Here is a 25,692-nt window from a genome sequence, read left to right on the forward strand (position 1 = left end):
ATGCATGCGGTGTACAAGCGCTCATGGTCACTTCGGACGACAACACGCCGCTCGCGGCGCTCCTGGCCCAGTTGCCGCAGCCGGAACCCGGCAAGCGCAAGGGCCATCTGCACGCCAATGCCGTCGCCCAGCTGCGCAATCTGATCGTCACCGGCGTGCTGGCGCCCGGCGCCAAGCTGAACGAGCGCGAACTCTGCGAACAGCTCGCGATTTCGCGCACGCCGGTACGCGAGGCGATCAAAACCCTGATCCAGGACGGGCTGCTGCGGGCCCTGCCCAATCATTCCGCCGTGGTCTCAGAGCTCGATCTCGACGAGATCGTCGCGCTGATCGAGGTCGTCACCGCGATCGAGGGGCTGGCCGGAGAGCTCGCGGCCAGGAACATCAGCGACGAGGCCGTCGCCGAAATCGGCATGCTTCACTACCGCATGCTGCTGCATCACGCCCGTGACGAGCTTCCCGGCTATTTCGAGGCCAACAAGGCCTTTCATCGCCGGATCGTCGAGCTCTCGCGCAATTCGATCCTGCTCTGGGTCTGGGAGCTGCTGGCGCTCCGGGTCGATCGCGCCCGCTTTTCCTCGAATCTCTGGCCGACGCGCTGGCGCACCGCGATCCAGGAGCATCAGCAGATCCTGGATGCGCTCGCGGTCCGCGATTCCGCCCGAGCCGGACAGGCCCTGCGCGATCATGTCCGCAACGGGCTCGAAGGGCTGGTCGCCTCGCTTCGTGCCAAGCAGGAAGCCGCGCGGTCCGAAGCGTAACGCGTGAAGAAGCATGGCGGCCCGGCTCCGGCATAGCACGGCATGAGCGGCGAAGCCGCCGAACGCGGTTGACGGCCTGCATTCTTGCATGCAACTTTTCGGGTGAGGCCGCGCAGACGGCTCCTACGGTTGCCGCGGACGAAGCCGGCGACCGGCTGCAATCACCGGGGAAGGAAGAGCACCATGGTCGGGAAGATCACGTGGACGCGTCGCTCGTTGCTGGGAGCCGGTGCGGCGCTCACGGTCGGGCTGCCGGCGATCAGACCGGCGCGTGCGGCCGTCGAATTGCGGCTGACCCACCCGGCCGACACCAGCCATCCCGTGCACATCGAGGCGGAGGCGATGGTCAAGCGCATCGCCGAGCGCACCAATGGCCAGGTCAAGATCGCGATCTTCCCGAACAATGCCCTGGGCTCGCCGGTCGAGGCGGCGCAGCAGACCAGGCTCGGCGCCATCGACATGATGATGCTGAACCCAGCCAATATCGAGGCGCTGTCGAAGACGATCGGCGTCATCAACATCCCCTATCAGTTCGACAGCTATGAGCACGCCCACAAGACGCTCGACGTCACCGGACGCGACTGGATCGCCGAGCAGCTCAAGGCCGCCGGCTTCACCTGGATCGCCAATCTGGAATGGGGCTTCCGCGCCGTCACCAACAGCCGCCGGCCGATCAACCAGCCGGCCGACGTGCAGGGCCTGAAGATCCGCGTCCCGCCCGAGCTCGCGATCAAGGCCGCCTTCGAGGCGCTCGGCGCGAGTACCCAGACCATCGCCTTCCAGGAGGTCTATCTGGCGCTCGCCAACAATGTCGTCGACGGCCAGGACAATCCGGTCGGAACGACCTTCGCCGCGAAGTTCTACGAGGCGCAGAAGCATATCGCGCTGACGCGGCACATCTACGCCTCGATCATGTTCTGTGCCAATCCGCGGGTCTGGAGCGGCAAGCTCACCGAGGAGCAGCGCAAGATCATCAGCGAGGAGGGCACCAGGGCCGGCGCCGGCGCACGCAAGGGCGTACGCGACAATGAGGAGAGCAATCTCGCCGCCATGGAGAAGGCGGGCGTCGCGGTCACCCGGCCGGATGTCGCGCCCTTCCGCGACAAGATGGGCCCCGCCTACGATCAGCTCCGCAAGGCGCTGGGCGAGGAGACCTGGAACAGCTGGACCAAGCTGGTCGCAGCCGCTCGCGCCTGATCGGGAACCAGACGCCGACCATGCTCATCACCGCCATTCTGCTCGGCGTCTGCTTCGTCATCCTGATCGGCCTGCCCATCGCGGTGGCGCTCGGCCTCGTCGCCATCGTCACCATGGTCGCGACCGCCGGACCCGATCTGCTCGTCATCTTCATCCAGCGCACCTATGCGGGGACGACCTCGTTCCCGCTGCTGGCGATCCCGTTCTTCGTGCTGGCCGGCAATCTGATGAATGTCGGCGGCACCACGGAGCGCATCTTCGGCGTCGCGCAGCTCTGCGTCGGCCGGATCCGCGGCGGCCTCGCCCATGTCAACGTCGTCGGCAGCGTGATCTTCGCCGGCATGTCGGGCTCGGCAGTGGCCGATGCAGCCGGCATGGGCGTGATCGAGCACCGGGCCATGACCAAGGCCGGCTATAGCGGCCGTTTCGCCGCGACGATCACCGCGGTCTCCTCGACCATCGGTCCGATCATCCCGCCGAGCATCCCCTTCGTCATTTATGGCAGCCTCGCCAATGTCTCGGTCGGGGCGCTGTTCCTCGCCGGCATCGTGCCCGGCCTCCTGATGGCGGTGGCTCTGATGGCGCTGATCGCCGTCTCGGCCAAGCACATGAACCTGCCGCGCGGCGATGCGCTGCCGCCCTTGCCCGTGGCCGTGAGGACCGTCGCCAAGGCCGGGCCGGCGCTGTTGCTGCCGCCGGTGATCCTGCTCGTCATCTTCACCGGCCTCGCGACGCCGACCGAGGCCGCCGTCGTCGCTGCCGCCTATGCCTTCGTTCTCGGCCGCTTCGTCTATCGCGAACTCGACTGGGCGGCGACGCTCGACGTACTCTGGGACACGGCGCGCCAGACCGCGCAGGTGATGTTCATCATCGCGCTCGCTGCGCCCTTCGGCTGGGTGCTGATCCAGCAGCAGATCCCCAACGCCATCCTCAGCGCCTTTCTCGGCCTGTCCTCCGAGCCCTGGGTGATCCTGCTGGTCATCAACGCGGTGCTGCTGATCCTCGGCATGTTCATCGAGGGCATCGCCATCATGATTATCGCCTATCCGGTGCTGCTGCCGATCATCGCCAAGATCGGCGTCGATCCCGTGCATTTCGGCGTGATCCTGGTGCTCAACATCATGATCGGGCTGGTCACGCCGCCGGTGGGCCTCTGCCTCTATGTCGTCGCCGGCATCGCCAAGATCTCGATCGCCGAGATCACCCGCGAGATCTGGCCCTATGTGCTGGCCCTGATCGCGGTGCTGATGCTGATCACCTATGTACCGGCGATCTCGCTCTGGCTGCCGCACGCCCTCGGCTACGGAGTTGCGCGATGATCGCCGCCCTGCGTTTCGCCGACCGGCTGGTCGGGGCTCTCTGCAAGGGCGGGGCGGTCGCCTGCCTGCTCGGGCTCTTCCTGCTGCTGGGCAGCGCCATCGTGCTGCGGCTCGTGCCGCTCTTCACCATCCACGGCTATGACGAGATCGTCGAGCTGCTCTTCATCTGGCTGGTGATGCTGACCTCGCTCGCGCTCTGGCGCGAGGGCTCGCTCTATCGCGTCGTGCTGTTCGAGGACCTGCTGCCCGTGCCGATGCGCCTACTCCTGGAGATCGGCATCCATGCCGTGATGTTCTGCTTCGCCCTGGTCCTCGTGGTCTATGGCCGCGAATTCATGGCGATGGCGGGCGAGACCACGCCTTTCCTGCGGCTCGACAAGGGTTGGTGGTACGCGGCCATCCCGGTCACCGGCGCGCTGATGGCGATCTACAGCCTGGTCTGGATCTGGCGGGTGATCCGGCGTGGCGAGACCCTCGAATCGACAGCGACACTGGTCGGCTGACCCCTCCGATCTCAAGGACGATGCGAATGCCCAGGCTTCAAGGCAAGGTTGCGATCCTCACCGGCGGGGCCGGCGGCATCGGCGCCGCGACCGCCGAACTCTTCGCCGAGGAGGGCGCCAAGGTCGCGCTCGTCGACATCGACGGCTCAGCGCTCGCCGAGGTCGGGGCACGGATCCGCGCCGCGCTGCCGGGCGCCGAGGTCCTGGAGATCGCCCGGGATGTCGGGCAGGAGGCTTCGGCGGCGGCGATCGTCGCGGAGACGCTCTCCGCCTTCGGCCGGCTCGACATCCTGGTCAACAATGCCGGCATCCGCTCCTATGAGCCGCTCGACGAGGCCAAGGCGGAGACCTGGCAGAAGATCCTGTCGGTGAACCTGCTGAGCTATGCCTATCTTGCCCGCGAGGCGCTGCCGGCGCTGCGGCAGGCGGGGAAGGGGGCGATCGTCAACATCTCCTCGACCCATGCCTTCAATCCGCGCGGCGGCATGGGGCAGTACGACGTCGCCAAGGCCGGCATCATCTCGATGACCAAGACGCTAGCCTTCGAGGAGGCCGATCGCGGCGTGCGGGTCAATGCGGTCTGCCCCGGCCTGACGCTGACGCCTTTCCATGTCCGCCGCTTCGCCCCGCAGGGCAAGAGCGAGCAGGATTTGCGCACCGAGAAGGTCGACCACAACATCCAGCGTCGCTGGGCCGATCCGCGCGAGGTCGCCTGGCCGATCCTCTGGCTCGCTTCCGACGAGGCGTCCTTCATGACCGCCTCGGTGGTCATGGCCGATGGCGGCACCCGCGTCTGACGGCGCGGGTACCGGGCAGCGGATCGTCCAGGTGGACTACTTGCCCTGCCAGTTCGGCGTCCGCTTGCCGAGGAAGGCCTCCATGCCCTCGCGGAAATCGGCACTGGTGTAGCAGAGCGCGACCAGATCATCGCCGTCGACGCCGGCGCTGGCCGCTTCGGTGAGCCGGCGCAGCGCTTCCTTGGTGGCGCGCATCGTCAGCGGCGCATGGCCGCGGATCGTCTCGGCGAGTTCCTTGGCCCGCGCCATCAGCGCCGCATGGTCGGCGACGAGCTCGTTGTAGAGGCCGACGCGATGGCCTTCATCGGCCTCGACCAGCCGGGCGGTGAAGATGATGTCCTTGACGCGGGCCGGGCCGAGCAGGCTGGCGAGCCTTGCGTAATTCGCCATCGACAGGCAGTTGCCGAGCGTGCGCGCCACCGGAAAGCCGAAGCGGGCCGATTGCGTCGCGATCCTGAGGTCGCAGGCGCAGGCGATCGCCGCACCGCCCCCGGTGACGGCGCCGGAGATCGCCGCGATCGTCGGCACGGAGCAGCTCTCGATCGCCGTGATCACCTTCTCGATGCGGTTCTCATAGGCGAGCGCATCCTCGGCCGTCTTGAACTCGCGGAACTGCGTAATGTCGGTGCCCGCGGCAAAAGCCTTCTCGCCGGCGCCGGTCATCACGATCACCTTCGGCGCGCCATGGCTCTCGGGATCGCTGCAGATCTTTGCCAGCCCTTCATACATGGCGAAGGTCAGCGCATTGCGTGCCTGCGGCCGGTTCAGCGTGATCGTGCCGATCCCGTCGGCGACGTCGTAGAGAATCTCGTCGGTCATCGGAAAACCTCTTCAGATCGCGCCGTCGGCGCGCAGTTGCGCGATCGCCGCGGCGTCATAGCCGAGCTCGGCGAGGATCTCATCATTGTGCTCGCCGGCATCCGGCGTCGGCGAAACCACGCTCGCCGGGGTGCGCGACAGGCCGACCGGCTCGCCGATGACGCGGATGTCGCCGAGAACCGGATGGGTGACGGGCTGCGCGATGCCAAGATGCTGCACCTGGGGATCGTCGAACATGGCGTCGACCGAATAGATCGGCCCGGCCGGCACCGAGGCCTTCTCGCAGGCGTCGAGCCAGTGGGCGCTGTCCTGGGTGGACATGATCTCCTCGAGCAGGACGCGCAGTTCCGGCCGCGCCGCAAAGCGCTTCTCGACGCTGTCATAGCGTGGGTCGCTCGCCAGCTCCGGCCGGCCGAGCACGCCGCAGAAGGAGCGCCAGTGCCCCTCGGCACCGACGCCGAGATTGATGTGGCCGTCGCGCGTGGCATAGACGCCCATCGGCGTCGCGTAAGGATGGTCGTTGCCGGCCTGCGGCGGCACCGTGCCCTCGACCAGGAAGCGCGCAGCCTGGAAATCCATCATCGCGATCTGCGCCTCGAGCAGCGAGGTCTGGACCCACTGGCCCTTGCCGGAGACCGCGCGCTCCTGCAGCGCGACCAGCGCGCCGATCGCGCCGTAGAGCCCCGCCGCGGAATCGGCCACCGCGATGCCGGCCCTGACCGGCCCCTGACCGGGCAGGCCGGTGACCGACATCATCCCGCCCATGCCCTGGGCGATCTGGTCGAAGCCGGCGCGCAGCCTGTAGGGGCCGCTCTGGCCGAAGCCCGAGACCGAGACCAGGATCAGGCGCGGATTGAGCGCATGCAGGGTCTCGAAATCGAGGCCGAGCCGGTCCTTCACATCCGGGCGGAAATTCTCGATCAGCAGGTCGGCATCGGCGATCAGCCGGCGCAGCACCGCCTTGCCGGATTCCTTCTTCAGGTTGAGGGTCAGCGAGCGCTTGTTCCGGTGCAGGTTCTGCATGTCGTAGCCATGCCGCGCGCCGCTCATGTTCTCGTTCGGGTCGACGCCCGGGGGGCTTTCGATCTTGAGCACGTCGGCGCCGAAATCGGCGAAGATCCGGGCGCAGGTCGGGCCGGCGCGGACCCGGGAGAGATCGAGGACGCGCAGATTCTCCAGCGCGGAGGACGGTGTCGGACGAGGCATGATGTTCCGGAAGGCTCTACAGGGGGCGCGACTATCCCGTCATCGGCCGGGAGCGTCAATGTTAAAGCCATTTTGTATGCAAGAATCGCGGCATGGCCATGTGCGACGCGCTCGCGCCGCGGCGCCACGAGACGGCGAGCGGCGCCGTGATCTGCTGCCCCGACATTGTGTCGCGTTCGCGCAGTATTATCTTCGAGCCAGCCCGGTGACGGTCGACGCCAAAAAACGCCGCGATCGACGCCAGCCGGGCGTTTTCCTCAAATGGAAAGAGAACGTCATGCGCTATCACACGCTTGGCCAGACCGGCCTGCTCGTCTCCGAACTATGCCTGGGTACCATGACCTTCGGCGGCGGCGACGAGGGCTTCTGGGGCCATATCGGCAGGCTCGAGCAGCAGGAGGCCGATGCGCTGGTCAGGACGGCGCTCGATGCCGGCATCAATTTCATCGATACCGCCAATGTCTATGCCGAGGGGCGCTCGGAGCAGATCACCGGCCAGGCCCTGCGCAATCTCGGCATCGCGCGCGACGAGGTCGTGATCGCGACCAAGGTCTTCAGCCGTATGGGGCAGGGCCCGAACGCCAGCGGCGCCAGCCGCTACCACATCATGGCCCAGGTCAAGGAGAGCCTGAAGCGGCTGCAGCTCGAGCATATCGACCTCTACCAGATCCATGCCTTCGACAGCGTCACCCCGATGGAGGAGACGCTGGAGGCGCTCGACAGCCTCGTGCGCCAGGGCCATGTCCGCTATGTCGGGGTCTCGAACTGGGCGGCCTGGCAGGTCGCCAAGGCGCTCGGCATCTGCGAGCGGCGCCAGCTTTCCCGCATCGCCTCGCTGCAATCCTACTACACCATCGCCGGGCGCGACCTCGAGCGCGAGATCGTGCCGATGCTGCTCTCCGAGAAGGTCGGCCTGATGGTCTGGAGTCCGCTCGCCGGCGGTCTGCTCTCCGGCAAATACGACCGCCGCAACGAGCAGGGCGGCGACGGGCGCCGCGCCAGCTTCGACTTCCCGCCGGTCGACCGCGAGCGCGGCTACGACGTCATCGATGTGATGCGCGGCATCGCCGAGACGCATCGGCGCAGCGTCGCGCAGATCGCGCTTGCCTGGCTGCTGCACCAGCAGGCGGTGACGAGCGTGATCGTCGGCGCCAAGCGGCCGGAGCAGCTCGCCGAGAATCTCGCGGCGGTCGACATCGTCCTCTCGCCTGACGAGCTCAAGGCGCTCGACGCGGCCAGCGCCCTGCCGCGCGAATATCCCGGCTGGATGCTGGAGCGCCAGGGTGCCAATCGCACCAAGCCGGACCAGCGCTGAGGCTGCAACGGCTGTTCACGTTTCCGGCGGTACCTCAAGGGCTTCCGCCGGGAAGCGGAATCAGTTTCGCACGGCTTTGAATCGCCATGGCAACGGCCGGGGCGGCTCTGCGGGGGGAGGCCTCGGCGGCTCCGTCCGTTCATGCTAGATCGGAGCGAGTGGAGCCTGCCCCGGCTGATCGTGCAGCCGGGGGCGCGACCGGCCGGAGGGCGGGATGACGACGAGCGAGAAGCCTGGCACCGAAGTTGCGGACGCACGGGAGTTGCGAGCCGTGGTCGGCGAGGTCCATCTCATCGCCGAGCGCAAGGTGCTCGACCGGCTCGACCATTTCTGCCGCGACTTCATCGCGCTCTCGCCCTTCCTGGTGCTGGCGAGCTCGGACAGCGAGGGGCGGGCCGATGCGAGCCCGCGCGGCGACGGGCCGGGCTTCGTCCAGGTGCTCGACGAGAAGACGCTGCTGATCCCGGACCGGCGTGGCAACAACCGGGTCGACAGCTTCGGCAATGTGTTGAGCTCGCCGGGCGTCGGCCTGGTCTTTTTCGTGCCGGGGATCAACGAGACGCTGCGGGTCAATGGCCGGGCGAGGCTGACGCGCGACACGGCGCTGCTCGAACCCACGACCGTGCAGGAGAAGACGCCGAAGCTCGGCCTGCTGGTCGAGGTCGACGAGGCCTATTTCCATTGCGGCAAGGCCCTGATCCGCTCGAAACTCTGGGCGCAGGATGCCCAGATCGAGCGCGGCAGCTTCCCAACGCTCGGGCGCATCGTCGCCGAGCAGACCAGGGCGGTCGACGCCGCCGAGGCCGATGCCAATCTGGAGGAGGCCTATCGGACGCGGCTCTATTGAGCCGCGCTCGCTTCACTGGCCGTCGATCGAGACGCTCTTGATCACAGCGTAGACGCGGTTGCCCGGCGCCAGGCGCAGATGCTCCGCCGATTTGCTCGTCAGACGCGCCAGCAGGCTGGCGCCGTTGCAGTCGATGCCGATCTCGAGCGCCGAGCCGCCGCTCCGGCGCGCCCCGATCTCGGCGATCGTGCCACTGAGGACATTGAGCGCGCTGATGCCGTCCAGTGGCTTCAGGCTGATGAGTACGTCGCTGGCCAGGATCCGGACGCGCAGCCGGCTGCCCAGAGCCTGCGCCCGATGCGGCACCTGCACCTGTCCGGCCTGGGTTTCGAGTATGGAGAGGCCGTGCTCGGGCTCATGGCGCAGGATCCGTGCATCGAGGACCGAGCCGGCTTCAGGCGCGGCCGAAAGGATCGGCACATCGGGGCGCGACATCAGATCGATCGTGCTGCCGCTGGCGATGGCGCGGCCCTGGTCGAGCAAGACGAGATTGGAGGCCAGCCGCGCGACCTCGGCGACCGAATGCGAGACATAGACGATCGGAATGCCGAACGCGTCGCGCAGGCGCTCGATATAGGGCAGGATCTCGGCCTTGCGCGCTTCGTCGAGCGAGGCGAGGGGCTCGTCCATCAGCAGGAGCCGCGGCTTGGCCAGCAAGGCACGGCCGATGGCGACGCGCTGCTTCTCGCCGCCGGAGAGCCTGCCGGGATGGCGCTGCAGCAAATGGCCGATGCCGAGCAGATCGAGCACGTCGCCAATGTTGCTGCCGACATCCGCCTTGGGTGCGAACCACTGGCCGTAGAGCAGGTTCTGCCTCACCGTGAGATGCGGGAACAGCCGCGCCTCCTGGAAGACGTAGCCGATCCGGCGCCTGTGCTTGGGCACGAAGATGCCGCGCTCGCTGTCGAGCAGCACCTGGCCGTCGATGGCGATGCGGCCGCGCTCCGGGCGGGTGAGCCCGGCGATGATGTTGACCAGCGAGGTCTTGCCGGAGCCGGAACGGCCGAACAGCGCGGTCAGGCGGCCGTCCGAGGTGAAATCGGCCGCGAGCCTGAAGGCGCCGAGCTGGTGCGAGACCGCGATCTCGATTGCGTTCGTCATTCGACTGCGATCCGCTTTCCGATGACCCGCGCCAGCACTTCGGAGGCGAACAGGGCCGCGACCGAGATCGCGATCGAGATCAGCGTCAGCCGCAGCGCGCCGGCATCGCCATTCGGCACCTGGGTGAAGGTGTAGATCGCGGAGGGCAGGGTCTGCGTTTCCCCGGGAATGTTGGAGACGAAGGTGATGGTCGCGCCGAACTCGCCCATCGCCTTGGCGAAGCACAGGATCATGCCGGCGAGGATGCCGGGCAGGCAGAGCGGCAGCGTCACCGTCAGGAAGACCCAGAACGGGTTCGCGCCGAGCGTCCCCGCCGCGTCCTCGAGCTTGCGGTCGACGGCCTCGATCGACAGGCGGATCGCCCGGACCAGCAGCGGAAAGCCCATCACGGCGCAGGCAAGGGCCGCCCCGGTCCAGCGGAAGGAGAGCACGATCCCGAACCAGTCATAAAGCCATTGCCCAATCGGGCCGCGCCGCCCGAAGCCGATCAGCAGCAGATAGCCGGTGACGACGGGCGGCAGGATCAGCGGCAGGTGAACGAGCGCATCCAGCAGCGACTTGCCCCAGAAGCGCCCCCGCGCCAGCAGCCAGGCGGTGGCGATCCCGAAAGGCAGGCTCGCCAGCATGGCAGTGGTGGCGACGAGGAGGCTAAGCCGGACCGCCGTCCATTCCTCGGGCGAAAGCCAGTCGCTCACGAAGAGCTGGCGGGCTTGTTCAGGACCGTGAAGCCCTGCTTCTCGAACGACGCCTTGGCGCCGTTGCCGCGCAGGAATGTCAGGAAGGCGGCGGCGTCGGGATTGGCCGAATCCTTGGTCACCGCGACCGGGTAGATGATCGGTGGGTGGCTGTCCTCCGGGAAGGTCGCGATCACCTTGACCTTCGGGTCGGCGGCGGCGTCGGTCGCATAGACGATGCCGAGCGGGGCTTCGCCACGGGAAACCAGCAGCAGCGCGGCGCGGACATTATCGGCCTGCGCCACCTTGTCCTTGACCTTGTCCCAGCCGCCGAGCTTCTCCAGCGCCGCCTTGCCATATTTGCCGGCCGGCACGGAATCGACATTGGCCATGGCGAGGCGGCCGGCGCCGAGCGTGGCGGCGAGGTCGACACCTAGCGCGAGCGTGGCGGTCGCCTTCGAATCGGAGGGGGCGATCAGGGCGATCCGGTTGGCGAGCAGGCTGACGCGGGTCTCGGGCTTGATCAGCTTCTTGCCGGCCACATAGTCCATCCAGTCGAGATCGGCTGAAAGGAACATGTCGGCGGGAGCGCCCTGTTCGAGCTGCTTGGCGAGCGCGCTGCTGGCGGCATAGGAGATCTTTGGCGCCGGCTTGCCGCTCTCCTTGACCCAGCTGGCGGCGGCTTCGTCGAGCGCGTTCTTCAAGCTGGCGGCCGCGAAGATCACCAGCTCCTTCGACTGGGCCTGTGCCTGAGAGGTTGCTGCGGCGAGCCCAATCAGCAGCGAGGCCGCAAAACCCAGGACTTGACGGCGGGGGAATGACATTGCTGACCTCGCTTTGGCTGTTGTCGCTATGTTTGTTTGAATATAGCGCTGGGCGGCAAAGGTCGAGTCCGCATGCCGCGGCTCGCCGTTCCATCTGGAGAAGATCATGAAGATCAGCGCCCGCAACCAGCTCAAGGGCACCATCATCGAGATCACCAAGGGGGCGACGACGGCCCATGTCCGCCTCGACGTCGGCGGCACGGTCGTGACCTCCGCGATCACCAATGCCGCGGTCGACGAACTCAAGCTCGCGGTCGGCCAGAAGGCCTATGCCGTGGTCAAGGCCTCGGATGTGATGATCGCGATCGACTGACGTCTGAATCGCCCGAGCGATTGCCGGCCGGCATCGGCCCGGCTAGCCTCCTGAAAAGAAAAAGGCCCGCGCCGAAGCGCAGGCCGAAGTCTAGGGAGGAAACGCCCAAGGAGGGCGCCACAGCATCTCTGCTGCGGTGCACAAGAGATAGGGCGTTCCGCGGAGCGGTACAAGAGGGAAAGGGCAGAATCGCTGTCCTTTTTTTGAGCAGGTTGCCGCCTCTTGCGCCGATCGCGGAAACGGGAGGCCGCGATCATGGTTTTCGGGCAACGCGCAATCGGATTTCGCCTCGTCGGTGCCGTTTTCGGGCTGGCGGCGACGGTCGGATTCGGCCGGCCGGCAGTCGCGCAGATTCCACCGTCGCAGGCCGAGATCGCCGCCTATGCCGGGCTGCATGCCGCAGCTCATCGGGGCGACATGGCGGCGTTGGAGCGAGCCCTGGCGCAGAAGCCGGAACTCGATGCCCGCGACGGCCATGGCCGCACGGCGCTGCATGTCGCCGCTCATGCCGGCAGGCGCGAGATCATGCGCGCGCTGGTCGCGGCGGGGGCCGATCCGCGAGCCCTCGACGGCCAGCGCTATGACGCGATCACCATTGCGGCCGTCAACGACGATGTCGAGACCATGCGGGTCGCGCTGGCGATCGGCGGCGACGCCCGGGCCGTGACCAGCCCCTATGCGGGCACGGCCCTGATCGCCGCTGCGCATCTCGGCCATGACGCGGTGGTGAAGGCGCTGATCGCGGCGGGCGCGCCGCTCGACCATGTCAACAATCTCGGCTGGACCGCGCTGATCGAGGCCGTGATCCTCGGCGATGGCGGCCCGCGTCATGTCGAGACCGCCCGCGCGCTCGTCGCTGCCGGTGCCCGCCGCGATCTTGCCGACCGCGATGGCGCGACGCCGCTCGATCATGCCCGCCGCCGCGGCTATGCCGCGATGGAGGCCGTTCTGGAGCGGCGCTAGCCGGGCTATAGCATCGGACCGAAAAGTGGACTCCACTTTTCGGAAAGCTCCGATGCAATAACAATGAGATAGATCACCGTGACCGCGTCCGAACCGACGCGCGGTGATCTAGGCGGCGCTCCTGGCTCAGCCCTTGGCCGGCCCTGTCGCGATCGGGCGGTCGCTCGCGCCCCATTCCGACCAGGAACCGTCATAGATCGCCCGCGCCGGCTTGCCGAGCGTCTCCAGCGCCGCCGAGAGGATCGCGGCCGAGACGCCCGAGCCGCAGCTCGTCACCATCGGCCTGTCGAGGTCGACGCCGGCCTCGCGGAAGGCGGCGGCGAGGGCATCGGGCGCCTTGAGCTTGCCGTTCGCCACCAGCGCCGAAGAGGGCAGGTTGAGCGCGCCCGGCATATGGCCGGAGCGGACGCCGGGACGAGGCTCGGGCGCCTCGCCGCGGAAGCGCTCCGCCGGTCTTGCGTCGATCACCTGTGCCGAAGCGGTTTCGAGCGCCTTCGCTACGTCGTTCATGTCGGCGACGGCGGAATGGTCGAGCCGTGCCGTGAAGCTGCGCGGCTGGCGAGCGCGGGGCGCGCCTTCCTCGACCGGCCGGCCTTCGGCCAGCCATTGCGGCATGCCACCATCGAGGATCACCACGTCGCGGGCGCCGAAGGTCCGGAAGGTCCAACGGACGCGCGGCGCCGAGAACAGCCCGAGCCCGTCATAGACCACGATGCGCATGCCGTCGCCGATGCCCATCGTGCCGGCGGCGGCCGCAAAGGCCTCGGGGCGCGGCAGCATGTGCGGCAGAGCAGATTCCGTGTCCTTGACCGCGTCGATATCGAAGCGGACTGCCCCGGGGATGCGCCGCTCGGCATATTCGGCGGCGGGATCGCGCGCCAGCGCCGGCAGATACCAGGAACCGTCGACGACGACGATGTCGGGCGCGTCGAGCCTCTCGGCCAGCCATTGGGTGGAGACTAAGACATCGTTGCTGGCCATGGAGCGGGGTTCCTCGAAGGAGTCTGTTTTCAGTGACTTGGAGAGAAGTCTTCAGGCGAGTGCGATGCGGACGCGCCGGTTCTGCTTGCCCTTTTTCTCGATGCCGGTGACCGCGACCTTGCCGATTTCGGCGGTGTTGCGGACATGCGTTCCGCCGCAGGGCTGGAGGTCGATTTCGTCGATTCTCACCAGCCTGACCCGGCCGGACCCGCGCGGCGGCTTGACCGACATGGTCTTGACCAGGCCGGGATTGGCGTCGAGCTCCTCATCGGTGATCCAGCTTTCGGTCACTGCCGCGTTGCGGCCGATCAACTCGTTCAGCTTCTCATCGATCTCGGCCTTGTCGAGTCCGCCTTCCGGAATGTCGAAATCGAGCCGGCCATCGCCTTCGCCGATGGCGCCGCCGGTGACCGGGTAAGGCAGGGCGACGCTGAGCAGGTGCAGCGCGGTGTGGATGCGCATGCGCTTCAGCCGGCGCTCCCAGTCGAGCCGGGCGGTGACCTTGTCGCCGACGGCCGGTGCGGCCTGCCCCTCCAGGGGCACATGCAGAATGCGGCTCTTGTCCTCGGGATCATAGATCGTGGTGCCGATCGCGATCTCGCGGCCATCGGCCGCGACGAGGAGGCCGGCATCGCCCGGCTGTCCACCGCCGGTGGCATAGAATACCGTCCGGTCGAGCTCGATGCCGCCGCGCTCGTTGACGGAAAGAACGGTCGCTGTGGTTTCGCTCTGATAGGCGTCGGCGCGGAACAGCAATTCGGTCGGCATGAAGATCTCCCTGGGATTGTCAGCTTATCGCAGGCCCGGCGGCCGCGGCAAAGATGCCTGCGATCGATGATCCTCTTCGCCGACGGGGCTTCCGCCGCGCCGCTGCTGTGACTAGGTTGCCGGGCTGGATCGCCGGTTCATCACCGGTGTGGGGACCCCTCGATGACCATGCCACGCATGCAGCCGAAGGACGGCGTCGCCTGGATCACCGGTGCGAGTTCCGGCATCGGCGCGGCGGTGGCGCTCGAACTGGCGCGGCGCGGCTGGACGGTCGCGATCACGGCGCGGCGCCTCGAACTGCTCGAGGAGGTCGCTCTGCAGGGCGCAGGCCTGCCGGGGCGCATCGTCGCTCATGCCGGCGACGTCACCGATCCCGAGGCGATGCGCGCCGTCGTCGAGGGTATCGAGAGCGTCCACGGCCCGATCGCGCTTGCCTTCCTCAATGCCGGTACGGCCCAGGGCAACCGGCCCGACGCGCTGGATGCGGCGACCTTTGAGCGCATCTTTGCCGTCAACCTGTTTGGCGTGGTGCGCGGGGTTTCGGCCCTGATCGAGAATATGAGCGATCGCGGCAAGGGCCAGATCGCCGTCAACGCCTCGCTCGTCGGCTATGCCGGCATGCCGGGGAGCGGCGCCTATGGCGCCTCCAAGGCTGCGGCGATCCATCTTTGCGAGAGCCTGCGCTTTGAATGCGACCGGCTCGGCATCCGCCTGCAGCTGGTCAATCCCGGCTTCGTCGACACGCCGATGACCAAGCGCAACAGTTTTCCGATGCCGCTGCTGATGAGCGAACAGGCGGCGGCGGCTCGTATCGCCGACGGCCTTGCCCGCGGCGGCTTCGAGATCGTCTTTCCGCGGCGCCTCGCCTGGACGCTAAAACTGATCCGGCTCTTGCCCTATCCGCTCTATTTCCGCGCGGCGCGGGCCCTGGCCGGCGGAACGAACCGCGACGGCTGAATCTCAGGCTTCCTCGGCGGCGCCGTCCGCCCTGAGCTGCGCCAGCGCGGCGAGCGCGCGCCTGCGGCCGAAGTCGAGATCGACGATCGGCCGGGGATAGTTCTCGCCCAGCCTGATTCCGGCCTCGTGCAGAATGGCTTGCGGCGCGCTCCAGGGGCGGTGGATGAACCTGACGTCGAGCTTCGCGAGCTCCGGCACGAATTGTCTGACATAGGCGCCGTCGGGATCGAATTTCTCGCCCTGGGTCACCGGGTTGAAGATGCGGAAATAGGGCGCCGCGTCGGCGCCGGACCCCGCCACCCATTGCCAGCTCGCGGCGTTGTTGGCCGGGTCGGCATCGACCAGCGTGTCCCAGAACCAGGCTTCGCCGGCACGCCAGTCGGTCAGCAGATGCTTGATCAGGAAGGAGGCAGTCACCATGCGCACGCGGTTGTGCATCCAGCCGGTCCGCCAGAGCTCGCGCATGCCGGCATCGACGATCGGGTAGCCGGTCAGTCCCTTCCGCCAGGCCGCGAGCCCGGCCATGTCCTGCTCCCAGCCGAAGCCGTCGAAGCGTCGATTGAAGTTGCGCGTCGCCAGCTCGGGGTTGTGGAACAGCAGGTGATAGGAGAATTCGCGCCAGCCGATCTCGGACAGGAATTTTTCGGCGTCGGCCGGGCTTCCCGTCGTCTCGCCGGTTTCGAGCGCCATCTGCACGGCCTGCCAGATCTGGCGCGGGCCGATCTCGCCGAAGCGCAGATGCGGCGAGAGCCGCGATGTCGCCGGCCGGTCCGGCCGGTCCCGTTCGGTGCGGTAGCCCGCGAGGCCTTCGTCGAGGAAATCGGTCAGGCGGGCCTGGGCTCCGTCCTCACCGGGCGTCCAGCTTTCGCGCAGACCGCCGGCCCAGTCGGGCTTGCCCGGCTCGAGACCGAGCTCGTCGACCGACAGCGTCATGCTGCGCAGGGAGGCCGGCAGCTCCGCCTTGCGGATGGTCTTCGGCGCCGGCAGGGGTGAGTGCGGCGTGCCGCGCTCGCGGGCGGCGCGCCAATAGGGCGTGAAGACCTGCATCGGCCCGCCTGCCTTGCTCTTCACCTGCCAGGGCTCGTTGAGTAGGGCGGCGTTGAAGCTCTCCACCGCGACCCCGCTCGCCGCGAGCTCGGCTTTCAGGGCCTTGTCGAGCGCGATGGCGGGCGCCTCATAGCGCCGGTTCCAGGCGACGAAGCCGATGCCGGCTTCCCGAACCAGACGGGGCAGGATCTGCGCGGGATCGCCGCGCATCACGAGGAGCTCGCCGCCGCGCACCGTGATAGCGGCCGAAAGCGCTGTGAGCGAGCGCGACAGCCACCAGCGCGCCGCCCCGCCGAGCGCCCGCCGCTTCGGCGACGTGTCGAGGATGTAGAGGCAGAGGACCGAGCCGTGATCGAGAGCGGCGGTCAGAGCCGGATTATCGGAGAGGCGCAGATCCTCGCGGAACCAGACCAGGGCGGGGCCTTGCATCACGTCTCTGCTGCTCCTTCCGGCGCTGCTTTCCGCCGTTGCCAGGCGTCCCGGATCGGCGATGGTCCGTTCTGCCGTAACGTCATTGCGTGCTGCCTCCGGCAGGGGCCGTGATACACTCGCCGCGGCTGCGGGTCGAGAACGGCATCGTCGGGGAGGCAGTCTGATGGCGACACCGGAAGTGGAGGCGCTGACGCGCCGCGTGGCCGCACTCGAAATCCAGCTCGCGGCCTTGCTCCAGGCAATCAATGTCGGCCGTGGCGGCTCGGTCGCGATCAGCGCGCCGACCGGATTGAGTATCACGGTGGGCGGCAACTGCACGATCAGCGCCGGGGCCGAGCTGACGTTGAACGCCGGCAGCAACTTCAGGACCAGTGTCGGCAGCGCCTACACGCTGCAATCCGGCGCCGGCATCAGGCTGGCGGCCGGTACCGGTATCGGCATCTTTGCCGCGACCGCGCTCAACCTTAATGCCAACAGGCAGATCAGCCTGACGACGCGCGCCTTCGATGTCGCGGCAGCGGTCAGCATCGACATCGACAGCAGCAAGGATTTCGCCATCGCCAGCGGCCGGGCGCTCAGCGTCGAGGCTGCCGACGGCATGCTGCTCGATTCCGGTGCGGCCTCCCTCCACTTGAAAAAGGATGGCTCGGTCGATCTCAAGGGCAAGGACGTCAACATCCGGGCCGGCGGCAGGATCAATGCCGTCGCGAGTTCCGACGTGACGATCAAGGGCTCCAAGATCCTCCAGAACTAAGATTCTGCAGAACTGAGAGCCGGCGCTCGGCTTCGCCCTCCGGAAACGAAAACCCCGCCCGGGCCGGGTGGCCGGGGCGGGGTTCGTTTGCGTTCGCGCCTCAGTGGGTCTGGGGCGCCGCGGCTTCCGTCGCCGGCTTTTTCTTCTTCTGGGGAGCGAGCGAGGCGAGCCAGCGCACGACCACATAGAAGACCGGCGTGAACAGCAGGCCGAACAGGGTGACGCCGATCATGCCGGAGAACACCGCAATGCCGAGTACCTGGCGCATCTCAGCGCCGGCGCCGACCGAGATCGTCAGCGGCAGCACGCCGAGGATGAAGGCGAGCGAGGTCATCAGGATCGGCCGCAGACGGGTCCTGGCGGCGGCGATGGCGGCATCGCGCCGGCTCATCCCCTCGTCCTCGGCCTGCTTGGCGAACTCGACGATCAGGATCGCGTTCTTCGCCGCCAGACCGACCAGCACCACGAGCCCGATATCGACCAGCACGTTGCGGTCGAAATCCTTGTAGCTGACGCCGATCATCGCCGCGAGGATACACATCGGCACGATCAGGATGACGGCGAGCGGCAAGGTCCAGCTTTCGTAGAGTGCCGCCAGCAGCAGGAAGACGAAGACGACGGCAAGGCCGAAGGCGATGATCGCGGTGTTGCCGGCGAGCTTTTCCTGCAATGCGATCTCGGTCCATTCGAAGCCGAAACCGGCCGGCAGGACCTGGCTCGCGATCTTCTCCACCGCCGCGATGCCCTGGCCGGTCGAGTAGCCGCGTGCCATCGACAGCTGCACTTCCGCCGCCGGATAGAGATTGTAGCGCGGCACGCGATAGGCGCCGGTCGTGTCCGAGAAGGTCGCGATCGAGCCGATCGGCACCATCTCGCCATCGGCATTGCGCGTCTTCAGATTGGCGACGTCGCGGATGTCGAGCCGGTGCGGATTGTCGGCCTGGGCCGTGACCCGGAAGGTCCGGCCGAGCAGGTTGAAGTCGTTAACATAGGCCGAACCCATATAGATCGAGAGCGTCTCGAAGATCCGGGTCACGGGCACGCCGAGCATTTCGGCCTTGGTCCTGTCGATATCGGCATAGATCTGCGGCGTCTTGGTCGAGAACAAGGTGAAGGGCTGCTGGATGCCGGGCGACTGGGCCGCTGTTCCCGCCACGGCCCAGGTCGCGCCCTCGAGCGCGGTGAGCCCGCGTCCGCCGCGATCCTGGACATAACCCTTCAGGCCGCCGCCTGTGCCGATGCCGGGAACCGCCGGAGGCTCGACCACCAGGGCGAAAGCCTCGCCGATCTGGAAGAGCTGGGTGCGCAGGTCGTTCAGGATGCCCTGGGTGGTGAGGCCGGCCTTGGCGCGCTCGCGGAAGTCGCTAAGCGTGACGAAGGCGACGCCGGAATTGGGGGCGAGCGTGAAGGTCGCCCCGTCCAGGCCGGCGAAGGCGACGGCATGGGCGACGCCCGGGCGCGACAGCAGAAGGTCGGTCGCCTTGCGCACAACCGCGTCGGTCCGCGGCAGCGACGAGCCCGGCGGCAACTGGAAGACGGCGATGAAATAGCCGCGGTCGAGCTGCGGCACGAGTCCGGTCGGGACGGCGGCGAGGCGCTGGCCGGCGACCGCGATCAGTGCGGCATAGACCAGGAGCATGATGAAGCCGAAGCGGATCAGGCGCGAGGTCACCGCGCCATAGGCGCGCGACAGCCAGTCGAAGGCCATGTTGAAATACTTGAAGAACCAGCGCAGTGGCGCGCCGAGCATCGCGAAGAAGCCGGTCGGCTTCTCATGGCTGTGCGGCTTCAGCAGGATCGCCGACATCGCCGGCGACAGGGTCAGCGAGACGAAGCAGGAGATCGCCGTCGACGCCGCGATGGTCACTGCGAACTGCTGGTAGAAGGTGCCCTGCAGGCCGGAGATGAACGCGGTCGGGATGAACACGGCGCAGAGCACGAGCGCGATCGCGAGCAGCGCGCCGCCGACCTCGTCCATCGTCTTGTGCGCGGCTTCCTTGGCGTTCATGCCTTGGGCGAGATAGCGCTCGACGTTCTCGACGACGACGATCGCGTCGTCGACGACGATGCCGATCGCCAGCACCAGGGCGAGCAGCGAGATCGTGTTGAAGGAGATGCCGACCGCGCTCATCACCAGGAAGGTGCCGACCAGCGAGACCGGGATCGCGATGATCGGGATGATCGCGGCGCGCCAGGTCTGCAGGAACAGCACCACGACGACGACCACGAGCAGGATCGCCTCGAGCAGCGTCGTGACCACCGCCGAGACGGATTCCGCGATGAACTCGGTCGGGTTGTAGACGATCTTGTACTCGACGCCGGCCGGGAAGTTCTTCGACAGCTGGTCCATCGTCCGGATCAGCGCCTCGGAGGCGGCGAGCGCATTCGAGCCCGGGCGCTGGAACACGCCGATCGCGACCGCTTCCTTGTTGTCGAGATAGGAGTTCGAGAGATAGTCCTGCGCGCCGAGTTCGACACGCGCGACGTCGCGCAGCCGGATCGTGCCGCCATCCGCATCCGAGCGGACGACGATGTTGTAGAACTCGTCGACGGTGGTGAGACGGCCGAGCGTGTTGACCGAGAGCTGGAAGGCGCCGTCCGACTGCGCCGGCGGCTGGTTGATCGCGCCCGCCGCGACCTGGATGTTGGCGGCGCGGATCGCCGCGACGACATCGCCGGCCGTCAGGTTGCGCGAGGCGACCTTGGCCGGATCGAGCCAGACGCGCATCGAATAGTCGCGCGCGCCGAAGACCTGGACGTCGCCGACGCCCTCGACGCGGGTCAGCACGTCCTTGACGTTCAGCGTGGTGTAGTTCGAGACGTATTGCTGGTCGCGCGAGCCGTCCGGCGACAGCATGTGGATGACCATCAGGAAGTCCGGCGAGGCCTTGCGGACCTGCAGGCCGAGCGTGCGTACCTCCTGCGGCAGGCGTGGTTCGGCCGCCGAGACGCGGTTCTGCACAAGCACCTGGGCCTGGTCGACATCGGTGCCGCCCTTGAAGACGACGTTGATCGAGACGCGCCCGTCACCGGTCGACTGCGACTGGATGTAGAGCATGTCGTCGACGCCGTTGACCTCCTGCTCGATCGGCGCCGCGACCGTGGCCGCGACGACCTCGGCCGAGGCGCCCGGATAGGTCGCGGTGATCGTCACGGTCGGCGGCGCGATCTCGGGATATTCCGCGATCGGCAGCGTACGCAGGGTGATCGCGCCGGCGATGGTCAGCAGGACCGAAAGAACGGTCGCGAAGATCGGCCGGTCGATGAAGAAATGGGCGAAGCGGAACATGCTTTGGTCCTGGCCAGGAAGGGCAGGCGGACGGGCGATACCGTCCGCTGGCGTCGTGCGGCGTGCGCGCCTTACTTGGCGGCGGCCGCCTTGATCTCGGTCTGCTGCGGCGTCACCGTCACGCCGGGCCGGACCATGGGATTGGCGAGACCGGTGACGATCACCCTGTCGCCGGCGGTCAGCCCCTTCACGATCACGCGCAGCCCGTCCGTGATCTGGCCGAGGGTGACGGGCTTGGGCACGACCTTGTTGTCGGCGCTGACCGTCAGCACGATCTTGTTGGCCTGGTCGGAGACGATCACCGAATCCGGTACCAGCAGGCCGTCGACCTCGCCGGCATCGAGGCGCAACCGCCCGAAGGAGCCCGGTGTCAGGAAGCGGTCGCTGTTGGCGAAGACGGCGCGGCCGCGGATCGTGCCCGAACGGGCGTTCAGGGTGTTGTCGACGAAGTCGATCTTGCCGGTCCGGTTCCAGCTCGTCTCGTCCGAGAGGCGCACGCGTGCCTCCGGGGCGACGCCGCGCAGGCTGGCGAGACGGGCATAGCGCAGATAGTCGGCCTCCGAGACGTCGAAGACGAACTTGATCGGATCGAGCGCGACGATGGTCGTCAGCAGGGTCGCGCCGGACTGTCCGCCGGCGATCAGGTTGCCGGCGTCGACGCGCCGGTTGGAGAGCCGGCCGGCGAGCGGCGCGCGCACCTGCGTCCATTCGAGATTGAGCTCGGCCGTCTTCAGATTGGCCTCGGCTGCCTGGTGCGAGGCGATCGCGCCGTTGAGGTTGGCGCGGCGCTGGTCGATGTCGCGGGCGGTGATCGTCCGGTTCTGGGTCAAGGCCTCGGCGCGCTCGACCTCGTTCTGGTTGAGGTCGACCTGGGCCTTGGTGCGGGCGACTTCGGCGCGCGCGGCGTCGACCGCGAGCGTGTAGGGCCGCTGGTCGATGGTGAAGAGCAGGTCGCCCGCCTTCACCATGTCGCCGTCCTTGAAATGGATCTTGTCGACGAAGCCCGAGACGCGCGCTCGCACCTCGACCTGCTCGTCGGCTTCGAAGCGGCCGGTGAACTCGTCCCAATTGGTAACCCGCTTGGCCAGCGGCGTCGCCACGGTGACCGGCGGCGCAGGAGGCGCACCCTGCGCGATCGCCGCGAGCGGGAAGGCCGGGAGGGCGGCCGCCAAGACGAAAAGCGCCCTGCGGGAGCGACGGCGGATCATGGGTGACTCCGAAATGAATGCGGGCCCGGCGCGAGCTGCGGTTTCCCGGCGGTCAGGCAGAAATGCTGTAGTGCTGACGATTGTCAAGATACGTCACTCGACATTCGTGCGGCCTTGCGTGTCGCGGCCGGGATTGTGGTGCCATCGGGGCGCAGCGGCAACAGATGCTTGCTGGCGGCTGCGCAAGGCTCTACCTGAGGGGTTCGTCAATTTCTGGCAGGGCCGGCCGCCCGCCGTTTCCGGAACATCGCCATGAACGCCCATTCACGCCCCGCCGATCCGAAGAAGCTCATCAAGGGGGCAACCGGCGACTGGGAGGTCGTGATCGGCCTGGAGATCCATGCCCAGGTGACCTCCAACGCCAAGCTGTTCTCCGGCTCCTCCACGGCCTTCGGCGGCGAGCCGAACGCCCATGTTAGCCTGGTCGATGCGGCAATGCCCGGGATGCTGCCGGTGATCAACGAGGAATGCGTCCGCCAGGCGGTCCGCACCGGGCTCGGCCTGAATGCGCAGATCAACCACCGCTCGGTCTTCGACCGCAAGAACTACTTCTATCCGGATCTGCCGCAGGGCTACCAGATCAGCCAGTACAAGCACCCGATCGTCGGGGAGGGCGAGATCGCGGTCGACCTGTCGCCGACCGAGCAGATCACGGTGGGCATCGAGCGCCTGCATCTCGAGCAGGACGCCGGCAAGTCGATGCACGACCAGCACCCGACCATGAGCTTCGTCGACCTCAACCGTTCGGGCGTCGCGCTGATGGAGATCGTCTCCAAGCCGGATCTGCGCTCGGCCGACGAGGCCAAGGCCTATGTCTCGAAGCTGCGCACCATCCTGCGCTATATCGGCTCCTGCGACGGCGACATGGAGAAGGGCAATCTGCGCGCCGACGTCAACGTCTCAGTGCGCAAGCCGGGCGAGCCCTTCGGCACGCGCTGCGAGATCAAGAACGTCAACTCGATCCGCTTCATCGGCCAGGCGGTCGAGGTCGAGGCCCGCCGCCAGATCGGTATCCTCGAGGATGGCGGTTCGATCGATCAGGAGACGCGCCTCTACGATCCCGGCAAGGGCGAGACCCGCTCGATGCGCTCCAAGGAGGAGGCGCACGACTACCGCTATTTCCCCGATCCGGACCTGCTGCCGCTCGAATTCGACGATGCCTTCGTCGACGATCTGAAGCAGCATCTTCCCGAGCTGCCGGACGCCAAGAAGGCGCGCTTCATCGCCGAATACGGGCTCTCGCCCTATGATGCCTCGGTGCTGGTCGCCGAGCGCGACCAGGCCGATTATTTCGAGGCGGTGGCGAAAGGCCGCGACGGCAAGGCCGCCGCGAACTGGGTGATCAACGAGCTGTTCGGCCGCCTCAACAAGGAGGGCAAGGAGGTCTCGACCTCGCCGGTCTCGGCTGCCCAGCTCGGTGGCCTCGTCGACCTGATCGGCGAGGGCGTGATCTCCGGCAAGATCGCCAAGGACCTGTTCGAGATCCTCTGGACCGAAGGCGGCGATCCCCGCGAGATCGTCGAGGCCCGCGGCATGAAGCAGGTCACCGACACCGGCGCCATCGAGAAGGCGGTCGACGAGATCATCGCCGCCAATCCGGACAAGGTCGAGCAGGTCAAGGCGAAGCCGACCATGCTCGGCTGGTTCGTCGGACAGGCGATGAAGGCCTCGGGCGGCAAGGCCAATCCGCAGGCCCTGAACGAGATCCTGAAGGCGAAACTTGGAATCGAATAGATGGATTCGGATGAGTATCCGGCGTCTTATTTTGAATCAATCGGGGATCTTTGTGATCAAATTCTGAATATTACCAAGAAATGGGAGGTTGTGTGGTATCGCGGCCTCCCGTCTTCTGATTTTAAATTGATCCCATCTATATTTAGAGGGAAGCGAGTGCATGAGCATTTTAATTCAATAGAATTTCGAAGGCGGGCAAGATTAATTGATGGCGCATTGAGCTCGCAGTTCGATTTTATGTGCCTGATGCAGCACCACGGGTTGCCTACAAGGCTTCTTGATTGGACAGAGAGTCTTTCGGTTGCGTTGTATTTCTCAAGTTGCGGGCCCTATCAGAAAGGGTATTCTCCAACGATATGGCTTTTGGGGCCCTTTCAGTTGGGAAAATTAAACGGTATAAGTGATGTTATTTGTACATCAACTGACGATGATATTATAAAGCATTGCGATATTGCATTTAATGATTTTTCGAATCTGGAAAACAATAGCTACAAAAAGTATCCTGTTCCTGTTTTACCAGATTTCATGTCGAGAAGACTGGCGGCGCAAGAAGGGGTTTTTACGATCCACGGAACAGACAAAAGGCCAGTCGAAGACACAGTTCCAAAGAGCATGCGGCGCTATCTGCGAAAATTAGTAGCGAAGAATGGATGTGAGGGCGCTCTTCGAAAGCAAATTCGACTGGTCATGCCAAATGGAAATTCCATGTTTCCGGATATTGATGGCATCGGAAAGTATCTCGCGGACCATGGTGCCGAGTGATTTCGGTGGGCGTTGAGTGAAACAAGGTCTCATCATCCGCGACGCGACTTCGGCCGATCTGTCGGCCGTGCGCGCGCTGCTGGTCGAGACCTGGCATGCGACCTATGATGGCATCTATGGCTGGCGTCGTGTCGCCGAGATTACCAATGCTTGGCATTCGCTCGATGCGCTCGCCGCTCAGCTCGGGCGCGAGAGCGGTGTTTTCCTGGTCGCGCTGATCGGCGAGGAGGTCGTCGGCACGGCCTCGGCCCGCAGCGAGCCTGATCATGCGGCGCTGCTGACGCGACTCTACGTCCTGCCGGCGCGGCAGGGCGAGGGCATCGGCCGAACGCTGCTCCAGGTCGCGCTCGCCTGCTTCCCGGATGCGCCGGTGGCGCGGCTCGAGGTCGAGAGCCAGAACGAGCCGGCTATCGCCTTCTACGAGCGCATGGGTTTCTTCCTGCAGCGCCAGGCCCGTTTCGACGGGCGCGAGGACACCCCCAACACCTTGATCATGGCCAGGCGGCTGTTCGTCGGTTGAACGCGCCTGCCAAGGCCTTTTCCCCGGAGATTGCGATGAACGACGTGTCCAACCCACATGGGATCACAATGCGCGCGGCGATCCGCGCCGACGCCCCGCGCATCGCGGCCCTGATCCTGATGGGGGCAGCCAAGCAGACGCGCACGGAGGTCGAGATCGAGGAAGAGGCGGCTCATCCTGCCTATCTCAGCGCGTTCGACGAGGTCGCGGCGAGCCCGCATAACAGGCTCTTCGTCGCCGAGCTCGACGGCGCCGTGGTCGGCACCTTGCAGGTGACGCTGATCCCGGGACTGGTCAATCGCGGCCGCAAACGTGCCAAGCTCGAGAGCGTGCATGTCGACCCGGCCCAGCGCAGCCGCGGCATCGGTGCCGTCATGGTCGCCTTCGCGGTCGATTTCGCCCGGCGCAACGGGGTGGGGCTGGTCGAGCTCACCTCGAACAAGTCCCGCGAGGCGGCGCACCGCTTCTACCGGCGGCTCGGCTTCGAACAGAGCCATGAGGGCTTCAAGCTCGAGCTCTGAGGCCGGGGCTACGCTCCCTCACGGCATGGCTCGCCCGCCCTGGACGCGCGGCCGATCAGCTTACGCAGCCGCGGCCGGCT

25 protein-coding genes are annotated in these 25,692 nt (G+C 66.8%); 15 read left to right on the forward strand and 10 right to left on the reverse strand.

Annotated features, from left to right (window positions below; genetic code table 11):
- Positions 1-23: 23 nt before the first annotated feature.
- The 5 genes from J0J10_RS14000 (at position 24) to J0J10_RS14020 (ending at position 4,577) form a co-directional block, all read left to right on the forward strand.
- The gene (locus J0J10_RS14000) at positions 24-761 is read left to right on the forward strand and encodes a GntR family transcriptional regulator (RefSeq protein WP_291637761.1); all 738 of its coding nucleotides are present in this window, start codon (positions 24-26) and stop codon (positions 759-761) included.
- A 183-nt stretch (positions 762-944) separates the two neighbouring features.
- Positions 945-1,958 (forward strand): TRAP transporter substrate-binding protein, encoded by a 1,014-nt coding sequence (locus J0J10_RS14005; RefSeq protein WP_291647111.1) that lies wholly within the window; start codon positions 945-947, stop codon positions 1,956-1,958.
- Between the two features lie 20 nt (positions 1,959-1,978).
- Positions 1,979-3,277, forward strand: coding sequence for a TRAP transporter large permease (locus tag J0J10_RS14010; protein ID WP_291647112.1), 1,299 nt, complete (start codon positions 1,979-1,981; stop codon positions 3,275-3,277).
- A complete protein-coding gene (locus J0J10_RS14015) occupies positions 3,274-3,780 on the forward strand; it encodes a TRAP transporter small permease (RefSeq protein ID WP_291647113.1) in 507 nt (168 codons plus the stop codon). Before J0J10_RS14010 ends, J0J10_RS14015 begins: the two co-directional genes overlap by 4 nt.
- A 26-nt stretch (positions 3,781-3,806) precedes the next feature.
- Complete coding sequence (locus J0J10_RS14020) at positions 3,807-4,577, forward strand: SDR family NAD(P)-dependent oxidoreductase (RefSeq protein ID WP_291647114.1); 771 nt, start codon at positions 3,807-3,809, stop codon at positions 4,575-4,577.
- Between the two features lie 36 nt (positions 4,578-4,613).
- Here the strand turns inward: J0J10_RS14020 and J0J10_RS14025 are convergent, their stop codons facing one another.
- Together J0J10_RS14025 and J0J10_RS14030 are read right to left on the reverse strand one after the other, a co-directional pair.
- Positions 4,614-5,396 (reverse strand): enoyl-CoA hydratase/isomerase family protein, encoded by a 783-nt coding sequence (locus J0J10_RS14025; RefSeq protein WP_066475316.1) that lies wholly within the window; start codon positions 5,394-5,396, stop codon positions 4,614-4,616.
- 12 nt (positions 5,397-5,408) lie between these two features.
- Positions 5,409-6,602 carry a CaiB/BaiF CoA transferase family protein gene (locus tag J0J10_RS14030; protein ID WP_291637750.1) on the reverse strand — a complete coding sequence of 398 codons (1,194 nt, stop codon included), beginning with the start codon at positions 6,600-6,602 and terminating at the stop codon, positions 5,409-5,411.
- A gap of 277 nt (positions 6,603-6,879) precedes the next feature.
- Here J0J10_RS14030 and J0J10_RS14035 point away from each other — a divergent pair, with 277 nt between their 5' ends.
- Together J0J10_RS14035 and J0J10_RS14040 are read left to right on the forward strand one after the other, a co-directional pair.
- On the forward strand, positions 6,880-7,917 hold the full coding sequence (locus J0J10_RS14035; protein ID WP_291647115.1) for an aldo/keto reductase: 1,038 nt from the start codon (positions 6,880-6,882) through the stop codon (positions 7,915-7,917).
- Between the two features lie 214 nt (positions 7,918-8,131).
- A complete protein-coding gene (locus tag J0J10_RS14040; protein ID WP_291647116.1) occupies positions 8,132-8,764 on the forward strand; it encodes a pyridoxamine 5'-phosphate oxidase family protein in 633 nt (210 codons plus the stop codon).
- A 12-nt stretch (positions 8,765-8,776) separates the two neighbouring features.
- Here J0J10_RS14040 and modC read toward each other — a convergent pair whose 3' ends face one another.
- Genes modC through modA form a run of 3 tightly spaced genes read right to left on the reverse strand, consistent with a single transcriptional unit; the run spans position 8,777 to position 11,363 of the window.
- A complete protein-coding gene (gene modC, locus J0J10_RS14045; protein WP_291647117.1) occupies positions 8,777-9,865 on the reverse strand; it encodes a molybdenum ABC transporter ATP-binding protein in 1,089 nt (362 codons plus the stop codon).
- On the reverse strand, positions 9,862-10,560 hold the full coding sequence (gene modB, locus J0J10_RS14050; protein WP_291647118.1) for a molybdate ABC transporter permease subunit: 699 nt from the start codon (positions 10,558-10,560) through the stop codon (positions 9,862-9,864). Before modB ends, modC begins: the two co-directional genes overlap by 4 nt.
- Positions 10,557-11,363 carry a molybdate ABC transporter substrate-binding protein gene (modA, locus tag J0J10_RS14055; protein ID WP_291647119.1) on the reverse strand — a complete coding sequence of 269 codons (807 nt, stop codon included), beginning with the start codon at positions 11,361-11,363 and terminating at the stop codon, positions 10,557-10,559. The genes modB and modA overlap by 4 nt, the downstream gene beginning before the upstream one ends.
- Positions 11,364-11,469: 106 nt before the next feature.
- Here modA and J0J10_RS14060 point away from each other — a divergent pair, with 106 nt between their 5' ends.
- Positions 11,470-11,676, forward strand: coding sequence for a TOBE domain-containing protein (locus J0J10_RS14060; RefSeq protein ID WP_291637738.1), 207 nt, complete (start codon positions 11,470-11,472; stop codon positions 11,674-11,676).
- Positions 11,677-11,931: 255 nt separating this feature from the next.
- On the forward strand, positions 11,932-12,639 hold the full coding sequence (locus J0J10_RS14065; protein WP_291647120.1) for an ankyrin repeat domain-containing protein: 708 nt from the start codon (positions 11,932-11,934) through the stop codon (positions 12,637-12,639).
- Between the two features lie 126 nt (positions 12,640-12,765).
- Here the strand turns inward: J0J10_RS14065 and sseA are convergent, their stop codons facing one another.
- Entirely contained in the window at positions 12,766-13,620 is an 855-nt protein-coding gene (gene sseA / locus J0J10_RS14070) for a 3-mercaptopyruvate sulfurtransferase (RefSeq protein ID WP_291647121.1), read from the reverse strand.
- A 51-nt stretch (positions 13,621-13,671) separates the two neighbouring features.
- Complete coding sequence (locus J0J10_RS14075) at positions 13,672-14,388, reverse strand: alanyl-tRNA editing protein (protein WP_291647122.1); 717 nt, start codon at positions 14,386-14,388, stop codon at positions 13,672-13,674.
- Between the two features lie 162 nt (positions 14,389-14,550).
- Between J0J10_RS14075 and J0J10_RS14080 the strand changes: the two genes are divergently transcribed.
- Positions 14,551-15,345 (forward strand): SDR family NAD(P)-dependent oxidoreductase, encoded by a 795-nt coding sequence (locus tag J0J10_RS14080; RefSeq protein WP_291647123.1) that lies wholly within the window; start codon positions 14,551-14,553, stop codon positions 15,343-15,345.
- A gap of 3 nt (positions 15,346-15,348) precedes the next feature.
- On the opposite strand, the gene J0J10_RS14085 is transcribed toward J0J10_RS14080, so the two are convergent.
- Positions 15,349-16,821, reverse strand: coding sequence for a cryptochrome/photolyase family protein (locus tag J0J10_RS14085; RefSeq protein WP_291647203.1), 1,473 nt, complete (start codon positions 16,819-16,821; stop codon positions 15,349-15,351).
- A 166-nt stretch (positions 16,822-16,987) separates the two neighbouring features.
- On the opposite strand from J0J10_RS14085, the gene J0J10_RS14090 reads away from it, so the two are divergent.
- The gene (locus J0J10_RS14090) at positions 16,988-17,578 is read left to right on the forward strand and encodes a DUF2345 domain-containing protein (RefSeq protein ID WP_291647124.1); all 591 of its coding nucleotides are present in this window, start codon (positions 16,988-16,990) and stop codon (positions 17,576-17,578) included.
- Between the two features lie 100 nt (positions 17,579-17,678).
- Here the strand turns inward: J0J10_RS14090 and J0J10_RS14095 are convergent, their stop codons facing one another.
- Together J0J10_RS14095 and J0J10_RS14100 are read right to left on the reverse strand one after the other, a co-directional pair.
- Entirely contained in the window at positions 17,679-20,867 is a 3,189-nt protein-coding gene (locus J0J10_RS14095; protein WP_291647125.1) for an efflux RND transporter permease subunit, read from the reverse strand.
- A 71-nt stretch (positions 20,868-20,938) separates the two neighbouring features.
- Positions 20,939-22,075: an efflux RND transporter periplasmic adaptor subunit gene (locus tag J0J10_RS14100; RefSeq protein ID WP_291647126.1), complete on the reverse strand. Its 1,137-nt coding sequence runs from the start codon at positions 22,073-22,075 to the stop codon at positions 20,939-20,941.
- 252 nt (positions 22,076-22,327) lie between these two features.
- On the opposite strand from J0J10_RS14100, the gene gatB reads away from it, so the two are divergent.
- Genes gatB through J0J10_RS14120 form a run of 4 tightly spaced genes read left to right on the forward strand, consistent with a single transcriptional unit; the run spans position 22,328 to position 25,612 of the window.
- Positions 22,328-23,809, forward strand: coding sequence for an Asp-tRNA(Asn)/Glu-tRNA(Gln) amidotransferase subunit GatB (gene gatB / locus J0J10_RS14105; RefSeq protein ID WP_291647127.1), 1,482 nt, complete (start codon positions 22,328-22,330; stop codon positions 23,807-23,809).
- Positions 23,810-24,571, forward strand: a complete 762-nt coding sequence (locus tag J0J10_RS14110; RefSeq protein ID WP_291647128.1) for an FRG domain-containing protein — start codon at positions 23,810-23,812, stop codon at positions 24,569-24,571. It begins immediately after the preceding gene.
- Positions 24,572-24,587: 16 nt separating this feature from the next.
- A complete protein-coding gene (locus J0J10_RS14115; protein WP_291647129.1) occupies positions 24,588-25,091 on the forward strand; it encodes a GNAT family N-acetyltransferase in 504 nt (167 codons plus the stop codon).
- A 35-nt stretch (positions 25,092-25,126) separates the two neighbouring features.
- Positions 25,127-25,612: a GNAT family N-acetyltransferase gene (locus tag J0J10_RS14120; protein ID WP_291647130.1), complete on the forward strand. Its 486-nt coding sequence runs from the start codon at positions 25,127-25,129 to the stop codon at positions 25,610-25,612.
- Positions 25,613-25,692 lie beyond the last annotated feature (80 nt).

This window comes from Allobosea sp., from assembly GCF_017308075.1.
GTDB lineage: Bacteria > Pseudomonadota > Alphaproteobacteria > Rhizobiales > Beijerinckiaceae > Allobosea.